This is a genomic window from Nodularia spumigena CCY9414 (assembly GCF_000340565.2).
GTDB classification, from domain to species: Bacteria; Cyanobacteriota; Cyanobacteriia; order Cyanobacteriales; family Nostocaceae; genus Nodularia; species Nodularia spumigena.
This window is the reverse complement of record NZ_CP007203.1, coordinates 4,382,123-4,403,928: the sequence shown is the minus strand read 5'-3', so window position 1 is coordinate 4,403,928 and position 21,806 is coordinate 4,382,123. Positions and strand designations below refer to the sequence as shown.

Annotated in this window: 18 protein-coding genes; 4 read left to right on the top strand and 14 right to left on the bottom strand. The window is 41.7% G+C overall.

What is annotated here, in order from left to right; genetic code table 11:
- Positions 1 to 17: 17 nt before the first annotated feature.
- Positions 18 to 1,066 (bottom strand): IS630 family transposase gene (locus tag NSP_RS24885; protein ID WP_231859466.1). Its coding sequence is split into 2 segments (ribosomal slippage): positions 18 to 671 and positions 674 to 1,066, totalling 1,047 coding nucleotides; the frame shifts between segments, so codons are not numbered across the junction.
- Positions 1,067 to 1,200: 134 nt separating this feature from the next.
- Between NSP_RS24885 and clpS the strand changes: the two genes are divergently transcribed.
- A complete protein-coding gene (clpS, locus tag NSP_RS19135) occupies positions 1,201 to 1,527 on the top strand; it encodes an ATP-dependent Clp protease adapter ClpS (protein WP_006196047.1) in 327 nt (108 codons plus the stop codon).
- Between the two features lie 5 nt (positions 1,528 to 1,532).
- Positions 1,533 to 1,853 (top strand): DUF2103 domain-containing protein, encoded by a 321-nt coding sequence (locus NSP_RS19130; RefSeq protein WP_006196048.1) that lies wholly within the window; start codon positions 1,533 to 1,535, stop codon positions 1,851 to 1,853.
- A 39-nt stretch (positions 1,854 to 1,892) separates the two neighbouring features.
- On the opposite strand, the gene NSP_RS19125 is transcribed toward NSP_RS19130, so the two are convergent.
- From NSP_RS19125 to NSP_RS19105, 5 genes are all read right to left on the bottom strand, one after another.
- A complete protein-coding gene (locus NSP_RS19125) occupies positions 1,893 to 2,213 on the bottom strand; it encodes a hypothetical protein (RefSeq protein ID WP_173403307.1) in 321 nt (106 codons plus the stop codon).
- A 265-nt stretch (positions 2,214 to 2,478) separates the two neighbouring features.
- Positions 2,479 to 3,345, bottom strand: coding sequence for a hypothetical protein (locus tag NSP_RS19120; protein ID WP_006196050.1), 867 nt, complete (start codon positions 3,343 to 3,345; stop codon positions 2,479 to 2,481).
- Between the two features lie 2 nt (positions 3,346 to 3,347).
- Entirely contained in the window at positions 3,348 to 4,409 is a 1,062-nt protein-coding gene (locus NSP_RS19115) for an AAA family ATPase (RefSeq protein WP_006196051.1), read from the bottom strand.
- 92 nt (positions 4,410 to 4,501) lie between these two features.
- Positions 4,502 to 4,972 (bottom strand): molybdenum cofactor biosynthesis protein MoaE, encoded by a 471-nt coding sequence (locus NSP_RS19110; protein WP_006196052.1) that lies wholly within the window; start codon positions 4,970 to 4,972, stop codon positions 4,502 to 4,504.
- A gap of 44 nt (positions 4,973 to 5,016) precedes the next feature.
- Complete coding sequence (locus tag NSP_RS19105) at positions 5,017 to 5,979, bottom strand: putative 2-dehydropantoate 2-reductase (RefSeq protein ID WP_006196053.1); 963 nt, start codon at positions 5,977 to 5,979, stop codon at positions 5,017 to 5,019.
- 318 nt (positions 5,980 to 6,297) lie between these two features.
- Here NSP_RS19105 and NSP_RS19100 point away from each other — a divergent pair, with 318 nt between their 5' ends.
- Positions 6,298 to 6,633 carry a hypothetical protein gene (locus NSP_RS19100; RefSeq protein WP_006196054.1) on the top strand — a complete coding sequence of 112 codons (336 nt, stop codon included), beginning with the start codon at positions 6,298 to 6,300 and terminating at the stop codon, positions 6,631 to 6,633.
- 155 nt (positions 6,634 to 6,788) lie between these two features.
- Here the strand turns inward: NSP_RS19100 and NSP_RS19095 are convergent, their stop codons facing one another.
- Positions 6,789 to 10,349: a CHAT domain-containing protein gene (locus NSP_RS19095; RefSeq protein WP_017804344.1), complete on the bottom strand. Its 3,561-nt coding sequence runs from the start codon at positions 10,347 to 10,349 to the stop codon at positions 6,789 to 6,791.
- A gap of 290 nt (positions 10,350 to 10,639) precedes the next feature.
- The gene (locus NSP_RS19090) at positions 10,640 to 11,323 is read right to left on the bottom strand and encodes a hypothetical protein (RefSeq protein ID WP_006198765.1); all 684 of its coding nucleotides are present in this window, start codon (positions 11,321 to 11,323) and stop codon (positions 10,640 to 10,642) included.
- Between the two features lie 569 nt (positions 11,324 to 11,892).
- On the opposite strand from NSP_RS19090, the gene NSP_RS19085 reads away from it, so the two are divergent.
- Positions 11,893 to 13,845 (top strand): DNA polymerase III subunit gamma/tau, encoded by a 1,953-nt coding sequence (locus tag NSP_RS19085; RefSeq protein ID WP_006198767.1) that lies wholly within the window; start codon positions 11,893 to 11,895, stop codon positions 13,843 to 13,845.
- Positions 13,846 to 14,174: 329 nt separating this feature from the next.
- Here the strand turns inward: NSP_RS19085 and NSP_RS19075 are convergent, their stop codons facing one another.
- From NSP_RS19075 to NSP_RS19050, 6 genes are all read right to left on the bottom strand, one after another.
- Entirely contained in the window at positions 14,175 to 15,584 is a 1,410-nt protein-coding gene (locus tag NSP_RS19075) for a glycosyltransferase family 2 protein (RefSeq protein WP_006198770.1), read from the bottom strand.
- Between the two features lie 353 nt (positions 15,585 to 15,937).
- Entirely contained in the window at positions 15,938 to 16,888 is a 951-nt protein-coding gene (gene accD, locus NSP_RS19070; protein WP_006198771.1) for an acetyl-CoA carboxylase, carboxyltransferase subunit beta, read from the bottom strand.
- 1,022 nt (positions 16,889 to 17,910) lie between these two features.
- Entirely contained in the window at positions 17,911 to 18,723 is an 813-nt protein-coding gene (locus NSP_RS19065) for a prepilin peptidase (RefSeq protein ID WP_006198772.1), read from the bottom strand.
- 155 nt (positions 18,724 to 18,878) lie between these two features.
- The gene (locus tag NSP_RS19060; protein WP_006198773.1) at positions 18,879 to 19,139 is read right to left on the bottom strand and encodes a hypothetical protein; all 261 of its coding nucleotides are present in this window, start codon (positions 19,137 to 19,139) and stop codon (positions 18,879 to 18,881) included.
- An 89-nt stretch (positions 19,140 to 19,228) separates the two neighbouring features.
- The gene (gene leuB, locus NSP_RS19055) at positions 19,229 to 20,317 is read right to left on the bottom strand and encodes a 3-isopropylmalate dehydrogenase (RefSeq protein WP_006198774.1); all 1,089 of its coding nucleotides are present in this window, start codon (positions 20,315 to 20,317) and stop codon (positions 19,229 to 19,231) included.
- A gap of 127 nt (positions 20,318 to 20,444) precedes the next feature.
- Entirely contained in the window at positions 20,445 to 21,404 is a 960-nt protein-coding gene (locus tag NSP_RS19050; RefSeq protein WP_006198775.1) for an aldo/keto reductase, read from the bottom strand.
- Positions 21,405 to 21,806: the final 402 nt, after the last annotated feature.

The following is a 21,806-nucleotide window of genomic DNA, read 5'->3' as shown; positions in this document are numbered from 1 at the left end:
TGTAAAGAAAAGTTAACCTAATTGGCTTTGTTAAATTTAGTACGTTCTGTCCGGTGTTTTCCTTTTTTACCTCTGGTTTCAACACCATCCATAACTGCATACGCTAGTTCTAATTCATCCTCAAACATTTTTCCAGCAATTTCATCTCGTTTAAGATGTTGCCATTCTAATTCAATTGGATTCATTTCCGAGCAATATTTAGGAAGGAAAAACATATATAAACCCATTTGTTCCCACTTTGTCCATAATGCCTGAACTTCTTTACAACAATGTATTGGTCCATTATCTTGAACTATGACTCTCATTCGTTTACTTTCAGATGCTTCTTGCGCCTCTTGTTCCATCATTTTGATGTAAGAACTGCGCTTAACTCCTCCAATTACTAGACCATAAATAAAGCTAATTAATGGCTGAAATAGCCCAATAATACTGATTCTGCGTCCACGTCTTTTTGTTTGTTCGAGCTTTTTTTGTTCTCCTTTTTGATAGTATGTATAACCTGAATCACTCCAAGCTGAAAATCCTGATTCATCCAAATATTTTAGGTCTATTTCTCCACTAGCCGCAGCCAGTTCTAACATATCCATATCTGCTTGTTTATTTGCACGAGTCACTGGATCTTGTTTTGCTTGATGACTTATTCTTATCCGCTTCCAAATCACCCCTTTTTTTTTAGTCCCCGTCTGATTGTGTTGGTACTTACTTTTATCCCACGCTCTTTATCCAGTTTTTCTGCTAATTGCTTACTGTTATAAGTTTGTGCTTCTTCTTTCAAGCATTTTTCTAAATATTCAATGTCAGCTTCCACCAATTTTGGCTTTCTCCCTCGACCTGGTAACTCATGGAGTCCTTCTATTCCTTCTTTTTCCCACTTATTCAACACGACTCTTACTGTTTGCTCTCCCCAATCAAAGTGAGCCGCTATTTTTTCCACATACCAACCATCTGCATTTAATCTGATTACTTCAGCTCTATCTTTTACTTTCTGCGGTACTTTCGCTGTTCTCAGGTCAAACAACTCTCTATCTTGTTTTTTTGTCAGGAATATCCTTAACCTTGACCCCATATTTACATCACCCTAATATATGTTTTTCCGTATTTACTTATCTTTACACACCTTTAATTTTTTTTGTTTACCTACTTAGACTAGACTAGTTATTTGTAGTGTAGTTTTGTAAAATTCTGTTGGCTTACTGTTTTATGGTTACAAGACTTTCAGCAGCTGTATATGGAGCGGGTACAGCACCAACTGTCACTCCTGGAAAGACTACTGAAGTTGTCCGCAAGACTTATCCGAATTACAAAGTGATTGTTTTAAACGATGACTTTAATACTTTTCAACACGTGTCTGAGTGTTTGATGAAGTATATTCCGGGGATGACTGGTGATAGAGCTTGGGATTTGACTAATCAGATACATTATGAAGGGCAAGCTATTGTCTGGGTTGGCCCCCAAGAAATGGCGGAACTGTATCATCAACAGCTGCGTCGAGCTGGTTTAACAATGGCTCCTTTAGAAGCGGCTTAATTATCATGGGCAAACCCGCAAAAGACGCTTCTGGCAAAGATGGCAGATTAGTCTGGAATCACTCAACTCATCTTTCTGGTCTCATCCCAATTTTAGAACGTCTCTGTCAGCAGGATGGGATTCAAACTGTCACCCCAGGTGTTTTAGGGCGGGCTAAAGGCCATTGTCCAAAAATGCAACTGCGTGTATCTGTACCGATTCGAGGTGGTTATAAAGTCATAGCGCGTCAGGGTAAGACTGTACAAGAGGTTTTTATCCTGACCACTTTAGATCAGGATAAATTTAAAGATACTATTGCGATCGCCATGAAGATAAAATCAGCCTAATAGTCTATTGTCCATCGTGCATCACTTGTTGACTATTGGCTATTCTTCCACTTGGCGGACTGAAAATTTGTGTAATGGCAAACTAAGGACGCAAGAAAAAGTTAAGAAATATGACAAAGCTATCGTCATTTTCACAGACATGAGTACAGTTTCCCAGTCCGGTAAAATCAACTTTTCTAGACCAAAAGCCAAACAGTAAACCAGCCAGTAAGAGAAGCTCATTCTAAAGAGAATTTTCTCTGTTTCTTCTAGATTACCTTTTGGCTGTTTGCGATCGCAAAGTAATAGCAGACCAGCAATACAAGCAACAAAGGATACAGCAACTACAAATTCGTGGCACATTAAATTCATTGAATGCATTTGCGTTGATCCAATACTTTCCCGTTGAGATTCAGTCTAAAGGAATATTCTCCCTATCCCCCAAAAATATTTACAAACTGCAATATATCACTGCAATTAACTTTAAGTAATGCAACGAAAGTTTGAGTCAGATTAAGTTGAATAATTTTAATAATTTTTAATTTAAATTAAATACTTTTGTAAAGCAAGTCTAGGCAACTTATAATGCTAAAAATAATTATTTGTATCAAATAATACTTTGTTTTCCCTTTGAAATAAAAAATGACTATTGAAGAGAACTAATTCTGTTTTGTAACTCAATCAAATCGGGATACTGATTAACATCAAGTTGATTCAACGCCCAATCAAAAAATTTGTCTAGAGCAATATATTGAGATTTTTGTCGCTGCATTGCTTTTTGAATATCCTTACCATGAAACCAGATCAAATACTGCTTCTGTGTCCAAAATTCCTCTTGAGAAAACTGCTGCTGATATATAGCAAGGCTTTGTTCAAATCTATCTGGAGTGACAGTTTCAACAGCCTCTTGAAATCGGTTAATTAATGCCACAGCTTGACTTTGACAGTATTGAAGAGCGAGTGAGGAAGGGAGTTTACCACTTCCACCTGTCCATGTTGTTTTGAGTTGATGTCGAGATGTACTTGATTGTAATAAATCAGCTAATGCCCATCTTACTGCTTGATAATCTTGCAAGCTGATTGCAGCTTCTTCCATCCAACCTGAAATTGCTTCCAAACCTGGTGAATCTCCATGTCCCCATTTAGAATTAGGATTATCTTGTTTTTCTATATATTTTGTGTGCCAATAGTTATGAATTAAATCGGCGTTTAATAGATAATTTTCGACACAAGCACGATGGGTAAGCATCATGGAATTGAGTGGTATTAATGCAATATTATCAGTAGGTTTAGCATCAAAATCGCGGTCGCGAAAAATAATATATTGTTGATTTGTCGCTCCCTCTCTAGAAAAATAACCTTGAAGAAAAACCGAAAAGGTAAATTTACTGCCAGCAGGAACAATTGTGGGCTTATTGGTTAAAACGTTTTCGACAACTCTGTTAAGTAGTCTAAAATCTAAGCTAGTTTGCTTGCCCTCACAGAAAATAATTTTGCCACTAACAACACTCACAATTACACCTCTAGTCTGATAATATATGCTTCAGGTACTAATTGCTCTATATAATCAGAGTGGGTTGTAATAATAAACTGATTATTTGTGCCTAACTTGGGTAAAGCTCTCAGCAATGCCTGTTGCATTGGTGGATGTAGGTGCAACTCAATCTCATCAATAAGAATGACAGAGTTATGAATATTCCAACTAGCAAAGTCCATTAACATCGGGAAAATAGCACGTTCACCCCCGGACATTTCAGAAATTTCATACTGGTTTCTACCGTCATATAAATAAAACCAGAGTTCACTCAAGATATCGTCCACATTCTCTCGCGGAACTGGGCCTTCAAAACTTCGTTCTGGAAAAACTGCTTTGTAAGCGCGTTCAATTTCGGCGTATAAATCCTTTTGTCCTGGGCGTAGAATCCGAATTTTCTCCGTTTCTACATCTTGATGGAATTGTCGCCATTTAGAAAGGCGATCGCGCAAAAGGTCTTCTGTAATTTCTACTTTGCGATCTGGATCTTCTGTAGTTAGGCTAGTTGAAGTTCTCTGTTCTGTGTACCAAAGAATTGTACCCACTCGTTCAAATACTGAAAATCCTTCAGCACGAAGTAATTGTTTAGCGTATTCTCGTCCTTTAAATTGAAATAATTCAGCCGCACTATCTGCTTGAACACGTCCATTTCGCCATTTTAGGGTAACAATATGCTTGTCACCAGGCGGCTGCAAATCACGACCCATATCTTGTAATTTCTGTTGAAAATCTCGCACAGCTTGGAGTTCACCAGATGAGAACTGCACATTTACAGTTACCTCTGGCTCAAATCCTCTCCAGTTACTTCCAAGCAGTTCATAGTTAAATCCTGCCCATTCTAAATCGGAAGGTGCTTTTAAGCGTCCAGTTGCTGTGCCGAGAGTTGACGCGATCGCTTGTAAAAGACTTGTTTTTCCAGCACCATTCATGCCGATGAGAACAATAATATCTCGCGCCAACCCAGTTTCTTGATCTGTGAAATCAAATACTGGAGAAGACCGGAATTTCTTAAAATATTTTAGTTGTAGGGATTGAATTTTCATATTGAGATTCTCCGAAATAGGAGAAACAGTAATTGAAAACAGGATTAGTTTTCACGTAGTTAGCTAAGATTGAATTCACCTAATAAATATGGCTAATGCTCACAAGCAGCAATACTCACCCAGGTGCTAGAACCATCAGCCCAATGTTCTTTTTTCCAAATAGGGGCATTATGTTTAAGAGTATCAATAGCATAACGACAAGCTTCAAAGGCTTCACTACGATGCGGACACCCAACGGCTACTAAGACGCTGATTTCTCCTACTTGCAAACGCCCGACGCGATGATAAATTACTACCCGCTTCACATCAGACCAAGTGGAACGAATATCAGCCGCAATTTGATAGAAAACTCTTAACGCCATTGGTTCATAAGCTTGATATTCTAAGGCAATTACAGGTTGTCCATTTGTTTGATTGCGAACCATTCCACTCATTACGACTACCGCACCGTTAGCTGCGTCGTTGGCTTTGGTGTAGATTTCTTCTAGGGATAATGGTGCAAAGGTGATGGCAAAACTATCTTCGGTTTTTGGTTTAATTGCTGAGGTTAGTGTATTGGACATGGTGGTTTCACGCAGAGGCGCAGAGGCGCAGAGAGAGAGAGTAATTAAGGAAGGGTATTTCTTTGATTCAGAAATTTGAGTTGATGATACATACAGCTAATTTGTGGTAAGTTTACACCTGCTGCTTGGACTTTTTTTAAGGGGTTTCCGAAAATTGCTTCTACTTCTAAGGGGCGGTGTTCATCATAGTCAATTTTCATGCTGGTACGGTATGGTTTCATTTTGAGTGTGTAATTCAGCATGGTTTGAATGAATTTGTCAGGAATTATACGTCCGGAAGTTTTCGCGCCAGCTGCTACTTCGTTCATCAATTGTTCAACTAATTTCCGGGTGTCAGCATCAGCCATTAATTCGTCTGTTGTCGCATTGAGGATTACAGATAGCCCATTGTAGGGTATATTCCACACCAGTTTTTGCCACCGCGCCAGCAATAAATCTGCGGCTAATTCGATGGGGATACCAGCATTTTGAAAGTCATTAGCAATCTGCTGTATCTTGTCTGTAATCGGATGAGGTTGATATTCCGGGGTATATTCCCCCAAGGTAATTTTTCCATAATCTAAGTGATGAATATGCCCTGCTCCCACTTTATTGGAACACAAAAAACATAAACCACCGATAATTTGAACATTGCTGACAATTTGGGCTATGTCTTCTTCTATATTTAATCCATTCTGCAATACTAATACTACGCCAGTATCTTTAACCACGGGTGGTAATAATTTTGGTAGTAAATGGTTTTGTGTTGTCTTCAGTGCCACTATGACTACATCACATTGTGGCATCTGGTTGACATCGTTATAGGCGTTAACTTGGGGAAGGGTAAAATCACCGTCTTTAGACTCGACAAATAAACCAGATTTGCTCACGTGTTCGTAATCACTTTTGAGCAAAAAGTGGACATCTAAACCAGCTTTTTGCAATTTAGCGCCATAAAACCCGCCTAATGCACCAGTTCCGAGGATGGCGTACCTGCGTTCGCGGAGCAGTCCGAAGGAATCGCACATTTCTTTTATACAGGATTCTCTTAGGATGATCATAAAGCGATTTTAACCACGTTATGCATAGTTAACTTTTTTTAATAAAATTTAAAGCTGTTTGATAATAATTTAAATTTTGGTGTGGCTGAGGGAAAATATGAATTTTTTTTTCACTCTGTGGGAAGATTGATGATTATGATAAACATTATTAGAAATTTTTTAAAGTGTTTAAATTATGTTACATGAATGGAGTAATTACTTTAGGTATATGTTAAGGTAAATTCAAATGTCTAAAAATATGTTTTTTCTTATTTTTCAGATGTTGACATTAATCCCACTAAATTGATGCTTGATTTCAACGCCTTAGCTGAATTCTCCCGTAACAATTGCACCAGCATTTGTGCATTTCTTGTCCCAGCAAACATAATTGCTTCATCGCTGACAATTATCCTCACCGTATTGCGTCGCCCCATACATCAAGTGTGGAAATCTGTGGGATTTGCCAGTATTTTCGCCGTAGTGATGGTATACCATGTAATTACTTGGTTTATGATTGGCGTGGTAATGTTGCCAACGTATATATTATTGTCCCTAGCAATCACCTGTTTGCTGACTAATTTTGCAGCTATCCTTTGGCAAAAGCGCCAAGTTCGTAATCATAGTTTGACTCAAAGTGCTTAATATCTCTTGGGAAATAGTTCACCGCTTTTCAGGATATCCAAAATTTGGGCGTGGCTGAATCTGAAGATGAAATGCCAAAATTGCATTTTTTTCATCTTTTTCTCTGCGCCTGGAATGTTTGATGGGTGAGACAACACCAAGTTTAGTTTGGGATATTATTCAGAAATTATACCTTTAATTGTGTATGCTGCCCAGTAGTAAGGATGATTGTAAAGTTTTTTATCGGGAACCATCTTACTACTTCTATATAAATAGGTTGCTAAATAAGCTTTAATTGTTAATTCATCAGTATCGAGATGATTTAGTAAGTCTTCATACCATTTTGTCAGGTCAAGAGCAGTTAGTTCTTTGAGCCATAATGTGGCTTCAGCTAAAGCAGTAACTGGTGATTTATTTAGCTGTAGTCTTCTATAGAACTCAATCATCACTAAAGCACTGGTAGATGATTCTACACTCCATAGTGTACTTACCACATGAGGTATTCCTTCACAGAGAAAACCACTGGCTAAATCCACATATTCGGTAGTAATATTCGGGTTTTTCGTTCTCGCTGTTTCACCAGCCGCAAGAGTAATTAATTTGTAACTATTGAGATTTGTTTGGCAGATTTCTTCTAAGGTTATTTGCTCTTCATCTACTAATAGCAATGCTGATTTTTTTGGTGCAATAAAATTATTGCTCACACGCCCGGCAAAATGCAAAATATTTTTAGGAGCAAACAAGGAATTTGCTACTTGATTTTTGGTAGCATTAGCTCCCTGGATGCGTTGAGGATTATGGAACATCTGGCTAATAATTTCAGATTCTAATTGTGCCAATTTTCCTGGGGAATCATTTGTGCTGTTGGGGTACTCGATACTCAGCAACATTTGATGTTGCAATTGCCAGATATTTTCAGTTTTTACAGACAAACCTTTTTGGACACTGGGCAAATAGCTAATAGTAAAATTATTTGGTAGTTCTTTGTGGGACGGCGAAGAAATATTAAAAAGAGTATGGAGAGGTAATCTATGTAAGTCGCGGTGGGGAATTAATGTTAGTTGGGTGATGTCTTCGAGTTCTTGTGCAATTGTGGAAATTTGGAGAATATTTTGCAGTTGTAACAGCTTTTCTGCCATATCCACTCGCCAAATATGATTGCTTTTGCTGTGTTGGTCTTGGGGTTCACTAAGATATTCTTGGTATTCTTGATGCCAATTTTCCAGCCAATTCTCAAATTCAATTAAGCGTCTGACAGCTTCGGGTAGAGGAAGTTCATCAGCAGGTTGGGGGTTTTCTTCTAAGTCTATTGTGCCGACATCTTGTATGGGTGTAAATAGTAAAATGGGTGATGGGGCTTGGTCTTTAATGATGAAGGTATGTAAGGCTACTGGGCTAATATGCCAATAAATTATGGCTGTGTGGGGATTGAGGAGTTGTTGAACCGAACTGTAGTAGTGTGAGTAAATCTGTTCCTGCCAATCGGATAGTAGCCAAGTTAAACAGGAATTTTTGCCCTGTTCTGCCATTTCCCAGGCTTCTACTAAGTCGCCGTATTCTACGGCTAAATCAACTTCTAATTGACCAATTCCGGCAAATTTGAGCGCTAGCTGTTTTTTACTGTCATCAGAACGAGTTGATTCAGTCAGTAGTTGTGCTAGTAAATCTGCGGCTCGTTGCTGTAATTCTTCTGCTTGTGCTGTTTGACCTATTCCCAAATGTGTTTTAATCAGAGATTGCAAAACTTCTAAATGCAACTCGGTAAAATCTGCTGTTGTGAGAGTTAATAGGGCTTGATTGTATTCAGCTATGGCTTGACACCAATAATTACGGGGTGTGGGAGATTTTTTTCCTAGATCGTAGTATGTATTGCCTTTGGCTAGATGCAATCTACCCCAACCTTCTGGGTGGGTATCTGGGTGAATATGTTTCAAGCCTTCTTCTAGACTTGCTAGTTTACCCTCATAGCCGCTCTGCTGCAAGGCAGGATTTTGTGTGGTGATGCTGGTTAAAGAATTTAATGTTGTGGGGGTAACTAAATGGCTAGCAGCAGTTCCTCGACTAATCCACGCTTCCCAATAGTCAAGTTTAATTTCTAAGGCTTTGTCGTAGGAAACGATCGCATCGGCAAATCTTTCTAAATAAAACAGCGCTACGGCTTGGTTGTACCAAGCTAAGTGAAAATCGGGCTTGATGGCTATGGCGTTGTGGTAGGAGGCGATCGCTTGTTCTCTTTGTCCTAAGTTTTCTAAGGCTATACCCCGGTTATACCAAGCTAAGTATAAATCTGGTTGGGTGGCAAGTGCTTGATCCCAGGAGGCGATCGCTTGGGACCAATTTCCTAAATTAAATAATACTACACCCCGGTCAATCCAAACTTCATGAAAATCTGGTTGAATTTCAATGGCTTTGTCGTAAGAGGCGATCGCTTCTGCATATTGCTCAACAGCCAAGGCTAACCCTCTATAATACCAGTTTCCTGGGTCTTGTGGTTCTAAATTTAGGGCTTGGTCATAATTGGCAATTGCTTCGGGAATTTGTCCTAATTTAAACAGGGCTAAACCCTTGCTAGAGAAAGCTTCTGGATTCTGGGGACCAATGGCGATGGCTTGATCAAAACAGGCGATCGCTTCTTCAAATTGTCCTAACTCACCTAAAGTTGCACCCCGATTATACCAAGATTTGTAGTGATGGGGTTTGAGTGCAATGGCTTGGTCATAAGAGGCGATCGCATCGGCAAAATATTTTAAATGAAATAAAGTTAAACCGTGATTAAACCAATATTCCGAAGAATCAGGATTGATTTCTATAGCTTGATTATAAGAAGCGATCGCTCCGAGCAAATCACCTGTTTTGGCTTGCTGAAGACCTTGATAAAACCAATCTTGCGCTTGAACATCAGGTTGATCAGCAGTAATAACTGGGAGCGGGTTCAAAGTTGAAAGATTAGCCCCTAGCTGTGGGACTAAATTAGCACTTTCATCCCACCTCCCCAAAGAAGCTCCTATTGCTGTTTCAGGTTCTGATTTGGGAATCTCAGTTTTTTGTGCTTCCGACTCCCCCAACATTTCCCTGAAATTGTCCATCACATCTTGCTCAGGCGCTGTGACGAGGGATGGTGCTATATTTTCCTCGGCTTCAACTGCATATTCTGTATTCTCAGTCAATATTCCTGAAGGATAATCAATTGCGGGTATTGCTGCTGTAGTTTCAAACTCTGGGTTTTCCGACTCCCATAAAGATTCGCTGAAATTAGGTATCAACTCCTGTGTTGGAGAGTCTAGAGTGTGATCTAACATTTTTGAGGTTGTGGTGTCACTTTCTGTCTCAGGCTCGCCCAATTCTCCTGTCAACAAGCGGATACCAATATCGTAAGACAGTTCACCAACCTTACCAATTCCCAGTTCGCCTAATTGCATCATTTGTTCTGCTAACTGATAATTGGGCGCTGGTGATAAAAGCAATTTTTCGGCAAATATCAGCAGCCAATCTATCCAGCGATCAACACTGATGCGATCATCCATCCGTTGGAGATACTGGATAGCCCATTGTTGTCCTCGTCCTTGCTGTACGCCTTCCAATAACTGGGTAAATAACACCTCCAGATCCGCATTAGTTAGCTCAGGTAGGGGTTGTGTCACCTCCAAGCCCCTCGCAGCTTTAATAGAACGACTCTGCTGATGATCAACGGGGTTGTTAAAAAATTTGTTAAGCGACTGCAATAGCTGCGTGAGCATCTGGCATACTCTTGGATTTTGTCTCTCCTAAATTGTAGCGATCGTTGTGTCAACAAAAATCAGTAATTACGTAAAACCCAGTGCAATTAAACAGGTTTTTTTGGATCTGGCTATAAAATATATACAAAACTTTTTTATTTCAGGATTGGGGATTGGGGATTGGGGATTGGGGATTTGCGAAGCGCCGCCAGTATTTTAGATGACAGTTCTCCAAAATCTAAAATCTAAAATCTAAAATCTAAAATTTGTGTCTTCCCACGCCCTGATCTCCCTCGTTTCCCAATACCCGCTTAAGTCTGATCTGTATTTGATTGACTGGGAGCATTATATTGATTGATTAGTTCCTGGACAATCAGTTGTGGATCATCTGTCTCAATTGACAGTTGCTGGGCAATTTGCTGGCGTAAATTCTGATCCTGCTGCAACATAATCAACAGCTGATCTAGGGTAACAGTTTGGGTTGCTCCCTCGGTGGGCGAATTTTCTTCCTGACTGACTTTTTCTTCTACTGGGTCATTGTCTGGAGAAGGTAAAGTTGTATTGACTGCATCAGGTCCGTCATATTCCCATATTGGTTCGCCTTGATTACGTGTCAGCACCTGCATTCCAATTTCATAAGCAACATCTCCAACTTGACCAAGGCCCAGATTACCCAGTTGCACGAAGCGAGCAGCTAATTCATTGTTAGGTGTAGGTGATGCTAGCAATCTTTCGCCAAAGCGCCGTAACCATTCTACCCAGCGTTGAGTAGAAACGCGATGTTCAATATTATCTAGCCACTTTTGCGCCCAATCTTTGCCTCTGGCCTGATGCACCCCTTCTAGCAGTTCGTTGAAGAGAAATTCTAAATCAGTGTTGGTTAGGGGGGGTGCTGGTTTGTCTGGCACATGATCCCGGATATTGGAAGAGGTGGGTTGTCCTCCAAATAAGCTGCGAAAAAGACGTTTGAACCATTGAATTAGCCGCCTGAGCATTGTTCTGCACCATTGAGTATTGTTGACTAAAATGTGTAGACTGGAAGTCTTGTGTTTGTTCTAGGGTGTCAGAAACCTCAGTCTAAAGGCATGAGGCTTGAAAGAGAAATCTAGCAAGCCGTTCTGACCAGCCTCAGCACTTCAAGTGCTATGTTTTTTGAGTCACGATACCGGAGGATACGTAGCCAGTCTTCCGCTCTATCGCTAGTGGTTAAACAGTCTTAAGGTCACTGAGACAGTGCTTCTAGCCTAACAAGCTCTTAAAACTTTGGCGAGGCTAACATTACCCCGAAAGGGAGGCTCTTTTAGAGCAACTTACTATGCGTACAGGGTTGGAAAACTTGAAGCAGTAATTGTCCTGCCGAGAGTGCAATACAAAAGCACACCGAGTATCTCAACCCCAAGGCGATAGTAAAACAATTGTCAAGCCGTCATGAAAGGATGGGGTTTCAGACCCATTTTTTTTGATGACACATACATAACCCATGTACAAAAGTTTAAAATAGTTGCATCCCCAACTCGACTGGGTGCTGCTAACCAAAGTAGAAAGGCACTGAAGTCTTCCATCCATGTCTTACGAACCCCTCCACCATAAGTATCGCCCAAAGAGTTTTGCTGAACTGGTGGGACAAGAGGCGATCGCTACTACCCTCACCAACGCGATTCGCACTGCTAAAATTGCCCCAGCCTATTTATTCACAGGCCCCAGAGGCACGGGAAAGACTTCTAGCGCCCGCATTCTCGCTAAATCTTTAAATTGTCTCAACAGTGACCAGCCCACTGCTGAACCCTGTGGAGTGTGTGATGTTTGTCAAGGCATCACCAAGGGCTATTCCCTCGATGTGATAGAAATTGATGCTGCCAGTAACACTGGTGTTGATAATATCCGTGAGTTAATTGAAAAGGCACAGTTTGCCCCTGTACAGTGTCGCTACAAGGTTTATGTAGTCGATGAATGCCATATGCTCAGTACGGCGGCATTCAATGCGTTATTAAAGACATTAGAAGAACCACCGAAGCACGTAGTTTTTGTTTTAGCGACAACAGACCCGCAGCGAGTCTTACCAACGATTATTTCACGCTGCCAAAGATTTGATTTTAGACGTATTCAGTTAGAGGCGATGGTTAATCATTTAAGTGCGATCGCCTCTAAAGAAAATATTAATATTACTTCTGATGCTGTCACCTTAATCGGTCAAATTGCTCAGGGAGGATTGCGAGATGCAGAAAGTTTACTGGATCAATTAGCTTTGACTGTGGGTGAAGTGACACCTGACAAAGTTTGGGATTTGGTCGGTTCGGTGAGTGAACAAGACTTAATTGCCTTATTGAATGCGATCGCACAAAATCGAGCCGAAGGAGTTTTAGATTGTAGCCGGAAAATTCTCGATAGTGGACGGGAACCGCTAATTATTCTGCAAAATCTCGCCGCTTTATACAGAGATTTGCTAATAGCACAAACTGCATCTAATCGTCAAGATTTAGTTACTTGTACTCAGCAAACCTGGACAGCGTTGGTTGAATTGTCCCAAAAACTCGATATGAGTACAATTTTGCAAGGACAGCAACACCTACGCACAGCAGAAGTGCAAATAAAAAATACCACCCAGCCCCGCTTATGGTTGGAAGTAACACTACTAGGATTATTGCCGAGTGCAAATATTCAAACCCAAGCTGCAAGCATACCTCAGCGAGTAAATACGCCTGCTGTAGCTCCCAATTATTACCCAGTTGCTTCTGCACCACCTCAGCCAACAAATCACAATCAGACGGTTAACCCAGTATCTGCACCTCAGCCGACAAATCACAATCCGGTTTATCCAACCCCAACCACACCAGAACCTCAGACTCAAGCACCAGCACCTGTAAATAGTGAACCAGCACCACAGGAAGTTACTACACAATCAGGGTATGACTTAACTCAAGTTTGGCAACAAGTCTGTATGAATATTCAGATGCCTTCTCGGCAAGCTTTACTGGGTCAAATGTGTCAAATTACAGAGTTTAACGGGAACGTGGTTCGTGTTGCTGTCAGAGGCGCTTGGTTAGACACACTTAAATCTGATCTGCCGGTGATTACAGATGCTTTCCAACAGATTTTTCAGCGCGAAATCCAGGTTTATCTGGAAAAAGGAACTTCTTCTACTTCTAAATCAACAAGAACAAATCCTCAACCACAAAATCCTACTCCCGTTCAGCAACCACCAGCAAATAACTATAATCAGCAAATTCAAACTTTAGCACCGACGACTCCAGCGACACCAGCACCAGCACCAGCACCAACACCAACCCCAGCAAAAACCGAATCAACGACGGGTGCAAGTAGAGTGCAAACCCTGCCTCCAAGAACAATGCAAAAGCCTCTGGCTGATTGGGAAACTGATGAAGTGACAATTGCAGCCAAGCGTCTAGCGGATTTCTTCAATGGGCAGGTTATCCGCTTTACAGACGATGGAATTGATTCGCCTGAATCTATGGCTACATCTGAGGGTTTGGATGAACCAGAAATTGATGATGATTAATCATTGACTTTTATTGTGTAATATAGGACTCCTATTTGATTTCTGTTGGCGTAGCCTGCGCTTTGCGCTTACAACTCAAAAAGCTGTTTCCCACGGACCACTCCCTACGGACCACTCCCCACCTACGCAAGTAAGTATGGCTACGCCACGCAAGCTATCAAAAATCAAAGCGGATTACTATAGTACGTAAAATGGCAATAAAACTAGAAAAATTTTGAATTAACCGAGTTTTTCTCCCAAAAAAAAATCCCAAATTAAGAATAAATTCTGAACTTGGAATTTTAAGATTTTTGACTTTTGACTTTTGACTGTTGACTTCCGCAGGTCGGTTAGTCACCGCTACCTGAATGCACTGTTTTAATCCATTTCAGGCGCTTTTCTCTGACGGACATCCGAGCAGTGGTAGCACTCATGACTACCAACCAGTGCAACATATAGAAAGAGCCACGCAGGGTTTGTAACAATAATACAAAAGATGTAGAAATATTGAATTCCTGATCTTGGCGTATGCGCTTAAGTCCGGCAAACATCCCAATAACAGACATACCGACTGATAGTGTAGTTACCGGACCTAAAATTGGTAGACGATGGCGAGCCACCGCCATGAATATATCTGGAACGGCGGCTGTGGGGAGGATATACATAGTGAACATAAATATCAGCATATCCCAGGTTTTCCGCGCGCCCATGCGGTTTTGGAGGATGAGATCCCAGTAATCTAAATAGCGCTGATAGCCGCCTTCTGCCCAACGACTGCGCTGATGCCAAAGAGCGATCGCATTTGTCACACCTTCTTCCTGTACAGCTGGGTATAATGTACACTCAATGTCCCATTTGTCAAGATGTAGGCGCAAAGTCATATCCAAATCATCGGTGATGGTTTCTTCATTCCATCCCCCAAAACTTTCTAAGGCTGTACGCCGGACAAATTGACCATTACCTCGCAGTTCGCCAATCCCAGCGATGGAGACACGTTGCTGCTGAAACCAGGTATCTAAAGCCATTTCAGCCATTTGACCCTGAGTCCAAAAATTTTCCTTGGCGTTGGCTATGGCTTTTCGCACCTGCACCGCCCCCACCTTTTCGCGTTGGAATAAAGGTGCTACCTGTAGCAGTAAGTCTGGTACTACTTGAGCATCAGCATCAAACACTGCGACAATTTCGCCCTTAGTCAATGGCAATACCTGATTCAAAGCTCCTGATTTGCCGCCACTAGCTTCTGGAGAACGCCTGAGAACCTTGAGTTGGTCATATTCTTGGGCTAGTTCCGCTAATAACTGCGGTGTCTGATCGGTGCTGTTATCGTCAATTATCCAGACTTCAAACTGCCCATCTGGATATTCTAGACTACAAAGATTCTTGACTAATTTACCGATAACTGCTTCTTCGTTTTTTGCTGCTACTAACACAGATACAGAGGGAAAATCTCCCTGCATTTCTTTGCTATAGCGCCTGGGTCTAGCAAATACCACCACTAAAGCGTGAAATCCTAGGAGAGTAGTCAGTCCGAGAATAAATATTGAACCCCAAGACGCTAAATGCAGAGCGATAGTACCGCTCCAAACTACAGTTAAAACCAGAGCAGCTTTGCGTCTACGTCCTTGAAACCGGGATGGCAGAGACATGGGATCTACCTCTACCACTGACTCCTCCTCATCTGCCGATGGGTCGGATAATAGGGAGTTAAGTTGGTCAAGCTCGTCGTAATAATCGTCTTCGAGCCAGGAATTCGCTGGCATAGGTTATTTGATTCAAAAACCAGTATCATCATACACCTAAATAAAATAATTGAGGGGAAAATCCAGATGGTTGATTTGAGAATATTTAACCGCCGATGTAGCTGGCTTCTTGAAGGGTACGCCGATGAACGCCGATAAATTAAGATATTTGATGGTTTGATTGGCTGTTTTTCCGATAATTTCGCCTTAAATTAACCCTATGCTTTATATCTTTTAGGGGGGGGGTTAGGGACTGGGTAAATCAATTTTGGATTTTGGATTCGCGTTAGCGCCGTGAGTATTTTAGATTAAACTTCAATCTAAAATCTAAAATTCCTATTCCCCACTCCCTACTCCCCACTCCCTACTCCCTTCTATTCAGCGACTGTAGAAGTTAAGCTCATGGTTTCCCACAGCACCATAGGGTGTGTAGTTGGTAGAGGTTGGTGCAATGCAATTAGCTGGGTTAGGGTGTTCTTTAATTGCGTGCGGGATACGATATCATCTACAAATCCATGCTTTAACAAATCTTCTGCGGTTTGGAAATCTTCTGGTAGTTTTTCGCGCAGGGTTTGCTCAATCACTCGCCGACCTGCAAAACCAATGGTTGCTTTGGGTTCTGCAATGATAATATCTCCCAACATGGCAAAACTAGCGGTAACGCCGCCTGTGGTGGGATTTGTCAAGATGGGAATGTACAGTAATTTGGCTTGACGATGGCGTTCTAAGGCTGCGGAGATTTTAGCCATCTGCATTAAGGAAAGCATTCCTTCTTGCATTCTCGCTCCACCAGAGGTACAAATAATGACTACGGGATAGCGTCGTTGAGTTGCTTGTTCAATTAAGCGGGTAAGTTTTTCACCAACCACTGAACCCATACTACCGCCCATAAAGCGGAAGTCCATCACGCCCAGGGCTATGGGTAAACCGTTGATTTGACCCAAACCGGTTTTAACTGCGTCTACTAAACCCAGTTTATCTTCCATTTCCCGCAGGCGATCGCTATAGGGTTTGCGATCGCGAAATTGCAGGGGATCTGTGGGGCGCAGATGCTCATCTATGGGTTTCCAGGTATTGATATCTATCAACTGGCGGATACGCTCATCGCTATCCACCCGATTATGATGTCCACATTCAACGCAGACCATCTGGTTAGCTTTCAGGTCTTTTGTATAGGTTAATACCCCACATTTGGGACACTTATGCCACAGTCCATCAGCAATTTCTCGTTCTTGGGGTTCTAAGTGGGTAGATCCTGATTTCCTTCGATTTGCAAACCAATCTACCAGAGACTTTAAACCACGTGATTCTTCGTTGTTTGCCATTTTTATCTTTTTTTTAAGTGGGTATGAGGTTGAAAACATATCAAGCCACTATGGGATGTCTAGGTGAAAAAGTTCTAAGTCTAGAGCAACTTAGTTGTGACTCTTGACCTACGCTTTCAAAGTCTCCAGATTTGCTCTTATACAAATGCAAATAACACCCCATTTTAGCTTTTGACTCTTGACTACATCTCAAATTACGCTTATAAGCAATTCCGACCTAATTTTTTATCTGTGGTTGCCAGCTTAACGAAAATGCTGATGCCAACACAAGCCTTTTGCCCGGCTGAATTTTGTCAAGCGATTGCTAGAGTCAAGGTCAATTAAACATCAACCCCCAAACGAGATGCCCTTTTCTCAACCCAATACCGAACCACCGCCCCAATAAATCATTACCGTTGTTAGTTTATGAGAAGTAAGAATCCATAGCGTTGTCTAATCTTCTAGGTATAGCAAAAGTCAAAAGTCAAAAGTGAGCCAGTGCGGTCTTCTCCCAAAGGGAGAGGCTAACGCCAAGGGGGTTTCCCTCATGAGCAACTGGCGAACCCCGAAGGGGTCAAAAGTCAAAAGTGAAAGACTCGCTGTGACTGGGTTTTAGGCTTTTGCCATGTCCTAACAACCTTGGCGGTTGCTATACATAAAGAATTATCTGTGTTCATCTGTGTTTATCTGTGGTTAATTAATTCTTAGCTTACCTACTCAAATTAGAGGTGCTACTTAATCAAACTTATACTTAACAATGGTGATTTTTGATCAAGAGCGTGATACCAGTTACAAGCTGATATTACCAAAAGGTAAAAGGGGTATGGGGTAATGACGGCTACAAACAGGGGGAGTGGGGAGAAGAGGAACGGGGGCAGGGGGTAGGGGGCAGGGGAGAAGAGGAACGGTTGTTAAGTAACCGGAAGTTTTAAAGTAATTTCTCACTCCCCCTTGCTCCGGTGCTCCGGTGCGCCCCTGCTTCTTCTGGGGAGTAGTCCGTGGGGGATAAAATGTTTCATCACTTCCACTAAACCCATGCTCTTTTAAAAAAATAAGCCCAGGTAGGTAGACAGAATCGCTTCACCACCAAATACGGTGATTACTGCTCCTAAAGCTAGAAAAGGGCCAAAAGGTATTTTTTGTCCAACTCTCTGCTGTGATAGCAACATTGCGCCACCACCTATGATTACACCTACGAAACAGGCAATAAAACTAGCCAGAAGCAAATACTTCCAGCCTAACCAAGCTCCCATCATTGCGGCTAGTTTCGCGTCACCTGCGCCCATTGCAGTTTTACCCAAAGCTATAGAACCTACCATAGCGATCGCATCAAACAGCCATAATCCTAATACTGCTCCCACTATGCTGATCATCAGGTGATTGACTAATCCCGTCCAACCCCCTTGTGAAAAGAAACCCACAGTCATTTGAAAGCAAATCCCTATCACTAAACCCGATTTAGTCAGGACATTAGGTAAGGTCATTGTATCCAAGTCAATGAGAGATAAAGCCAAGAGCCAACTACAAAAAGCCCAGTAACTTACTGTAATAATTGAAACTTGAAATTCCCAAAATACTATCAAAAAAATTATACCCGTTATCCCTTCTACCACAGGATAACGGATAGATATCTTGGTTTTACAATAACGGCATCGCCCTCTTAACCATACCCATCCCAACACCGGAACATTATCTGTAGCTCTGAGCTGGTTTAAACAACGAGGACAGCGAGAAGGCGGCCACAGAACAGATAACCTAGCAGGTAATCGATAAACTACAACATTAATAAAGCTGCCAATAGATGCACCCAGAGCGAAGACAATGATACTCGCGGGGACGACCATCAAAATGTCCATATAGTCCTTTGTCATTTTGCATACACTACTCTAGCCTTTCATTGCTGTTTTTTCACAGAAATATCAAGACATTTTCAGAGAGTATATGTCTCATGGCAAAAGTTAATCAATGACCAATGACCAATGACAAATGACCAATGACCAATGACTAATGACTAATACATATGTGATTCAATTTGACTTAATGGTACAAAACATTCTTGAGGTAAAAGTACTGGTTGGTGAGTAAAAATCACTTTACCCCGATGAGTAATGTGATTAATTGCTACTCCTGAAGCTTGTCCAGCTATTTCAGGATGTACCTCACAGTGGATGTAGTAAATCTGCCCTGCTGCTCTGATTAAGGCTGGATCAATCAAAGGAGACTGGTTTTTGGGGGCAGTAAATTTTGCTTGTTCTTGTCGTAATGCGTACACTATCGACTGTTATATAAATTGCTAGATTTGTCTTTAGTTTATCTGATACATTCAGAAAATGTTGCCAAAATGCCAGATTAAGCGGGAAATTATGATTTTTCCATAGCTTTAATTAATGATTCCCCCATAGCACGGCAACCTAGAAGATTCATGCCAGGGGACATAATATCACCCGTGCGATCGCCTTGGGCTAAAACTTGCAATACAGCTTGTTCCATTTTGTCTGCGGCTTGGGGTTGGTCTAAACCGTAGCGTAACATCATCGCTGCACTTAAAACCTGAGCCAGAGGATTGGCTTTATCTTGTCCGGCGATATCGGGGGCCGAACCGTGGACTGGTTCAAACAGACCAGGGCCAGAAGCACCCAAACTAGCAGAGGGTAACATTCCAATACTACCTGTGAGCATGGCGGCTGCATCTGAGAGAATATCGCCAAATAAATTCCCTGTGACAATAGTATCAAACTGCTTAGGAGCGCGTACCAGTTGCATGGCGGCGTTATCAACGTAGAGGTGAGATAATTCCACATCGGGATACTCAGAAGCAAGTTGAGTCATGCGATCGCGCCACAACTGCGATACTTCTAATACATTGGCTTTATCTACAGAACAAAGTCTTCCGCCACGTTTGCGGGCTGCTTCAAAGGCGACGCGCCCAATGCGGTCAATTTCTGACTCAGTGTAAACCATTGTATTTACACCGCGTTTTTCCCCAGTATCAGTGGTGAAAATCCCCTTGGGTTGACCAAAATAAATCCCACCAGTGAGTTCCCGCACCACCATAATATCTACGCCTTCTACAACTTCTCGTTTTAAAGTAGAAGCATCGATTAACTGGGGCAAAATTTGCGCCGGGCGGAGATTAGCAAATAAGCCTAATCCCGCACGTAGTCCTAATAAACCTGCTTCTGGGCGTGAGTTAGATGGTAGGGAGTCCCACTTATAACCACCAATAGCAGCAAGTAAAATTGCGTCACTATGGCGACAAGTATCTAAGGTAGCGGCTGGTAGGGGTTCGCCTGTAGCGTCAATTGCTGCACCGCCAATCAGGGCTTCTGAAAATTCAAATTGTAGGTCAAATTGCTTACCGACAACTTTCAGAACGTCTACCGCTACGGCCATAATTTCGGGGCCAATGCCATCGCCGGGGAGTAGGGTAATGCGGTAGTTCTGGGTCATAGTTAATTATTATGGGGTAAATGCTTGTAGATTAAACATCATACTAAATTAGGTTGCTTACAGGAACTAAGGAAAGGGAACCTCACCCCCAACCCCTCTCCTTACTAAGGAGAGGGGAGTTTTTTGATTACCAATTCCACATGACAGGATTTTCATCGTGATGGTCGGTTACAATGCGCCCAATTGTATCAATTTCTGCGATTTCGTCTTGAGAAAGTCTAATATCAGCAGCTTTGGCGTTGTCTTGGGCTTGTTCGGGATAACGCGCCCCGGCTATAGCATTTGTTTGGGGTTGGGCTATTAACCAAGCTAATGCTAACTGTGCCAGGCTACAATTATGACGCGCTGCGATGGGATGCAGTTTTTCTAAAGCTTGTTGGGCGCGGTCAAAGTTTTCGCCTTGAAATAATTTATTTTTAGCACGGTTATCTGTGGGGTCAAATTTATGACCTGGGGTAAATTTCCCGGTTAATAATCCTTGGGCTAGGGGTGAATAAGCCAATATAGAAATATTATTTTCTATACAATAGGGCATGGCATCTTTTTCTACCTGCCGCCAAAATAAGGAATAAGGTGGTTGTAAGCTGTCAATACGTCCATGCTGTGCGGCTTCTGCTAATTGGGCGCGAGAGAAATTAGATACCCCTATTGACCGGATTTTTCCCTGTTCTTTGAGTTTGTTTAAAGCTTTCATAGTCTCTGCAATGGGGACTATTTCCGAATTGAAAGACCCGGAAGGCCAATGTATTTGGTAAAGGTCTATATAGTCAGTTTTGAGATTTTTTAAGGAGCGATCGCAAGCTTCTATGACTAAATCATACTTGAGATGATTGGCGAAAACTTTTGAGGCGTACTCGACGCGATCGCGCACATCAGATAAAGCTGCGGCGATAATTTGCTCAGAATGTCCTTGACCATAGACTTCCGCCGTATCGATGGTGGTAATACCAGCCTCAAAGGCGGCGCGGATAGTTTTAATTGAGTCCGCATCTTCTATTCCCGTCCACATGGCTTTACCCGCTTGCCAAGTCCCCATCAGAATGGGTGTAATGTGGATATCTGATGTACCTAATCTGCGCTTTTCCATAATGCTTACCTGATGAATATCTCCCAATATCTGATAATTTAACGGTTTTAGCGAAAAATTAAATCACAGTAACGATATATATATGGAATTAACAGTCGTAGCAAATTTTTTTTGAATCTGTGAAAATGCTGCAAACGCAGGTAATGTCAGCCATCCGCCCTCGTGTAGCTATCAAAACAAAGCCTAAATGTGGAAATATCTGCCTAAATCGTAGTTATTGCTACATACAATCGCAAAAACCGCAGATAATATGATAAAAATCTTAACCTTATCGTCAGGTAAGAAAGAAATGTTGGTTTATCCTTATCTCCTACAGGAAGCCATTAATTACCACCCATAGCAGTTAAATAATTTTGCCGTTCTAGTTAGTACACAAAATCACCAATATGTGTGGATAAAAAA

Coding starts and splice junctions, on each gene's coding strand:
- clpS (WP_006196047.1), top strand. CDS start 1,201: ATGGTTACAAGACTTTCAGCAGCTGTATATGGAGCGGGTACAGCACCA.
- NSP_RS19130 (WP_006196048.1), top strand. CDS start 1,533: ATGGGCAAACCCGCAAAAGACGCTTCTGGCAAAGATGGCAGATTAGTC.
- NSP_RS19125 (WP_173403307.1), bottom strand. CDS start 2,213: ATGCATTCAATGAATTTAATGTGCCACGAATTTGTAGTTGCTGTATCC.
- NSP_RS19115 (WP_006196051.1), bottom strand. CDS start 4,409: ATGAAAATTCAATCCCTACAACTAAAATATTTTAAGAAATTCCGGTCT.
- NSP_RS19110 (WP_006196052.1), bottom strand. CDS start 4,972: ATGTCCAATACACTAACCTCAGCAATTAAACCAAAAACCGAAGATAGT.
- NSP_RS19105 (WP_006196053.1), bottom strand. CDS start 5,979: ATGTGCGATTCCTTCGGACTGCTCCGCGAACGCAGGTACGCCATCCTC.
- NSP_RS19100 (WP_006196054.1), top strand. CDS start 6,298: ATGCTTGATTTCAACGCCTTAGCTGAATTCTCCCGTAACAATTGCACC.
- NSP_RS19095 (WP_017804344.1), bottom strand. CDS start 10,349: ATGCTCACGCAGCTATTGCAGTCGCTTAACAAATTTTTTAACAACCCC.
- NSP_RS19090 (WP_006198765.1), bottom strand. CDS start 11,323: ATGCTCAGGCGGCTAATTCAATGGTTCAAACGTCTTTTTCGCAGCTTA.
- NSP_RS19085 (WP_006198767.1), top strand. CDS start 11,893: ATGTCTTACGAACCCCTCCACCATAAGTATCGCCCAAAGAGTTTTGCT.
- NSP_RS19075 (WP_006198770.1), bottom strand. CDS start 15,584: ATGCCAGCGAATTCCTGGCTCGAAGACGATTATTACGACGAGCTTGAC.
- accD (WP_006198771.1), bottom strand. CDS start 16,888: ATGGCAAACAACGAAGAATCACGTGGTTTAAAGTCTCTGGTAGATTGG.
- NSP_RS19065 (WP_006198772.1), bottom strand. CDS start 18,723: ATGGACATTTTGATGGTCGTCCCCGCGAGTATCATTGTCTTCGCTCTG.
- leuB (WP_006198774.1), bottom strand. CDS start 20,317: ATGACCCAGAACTACCGCATTACCCTACTCCCCGGCGATGGCATTGGC.
- NSP_RS19050 (WP_006198775.1), bottom strand. CDS start 21,404: ATGGAAAAGCGCAGATTAGGTACATCAGATATCCACATTACACCCATT.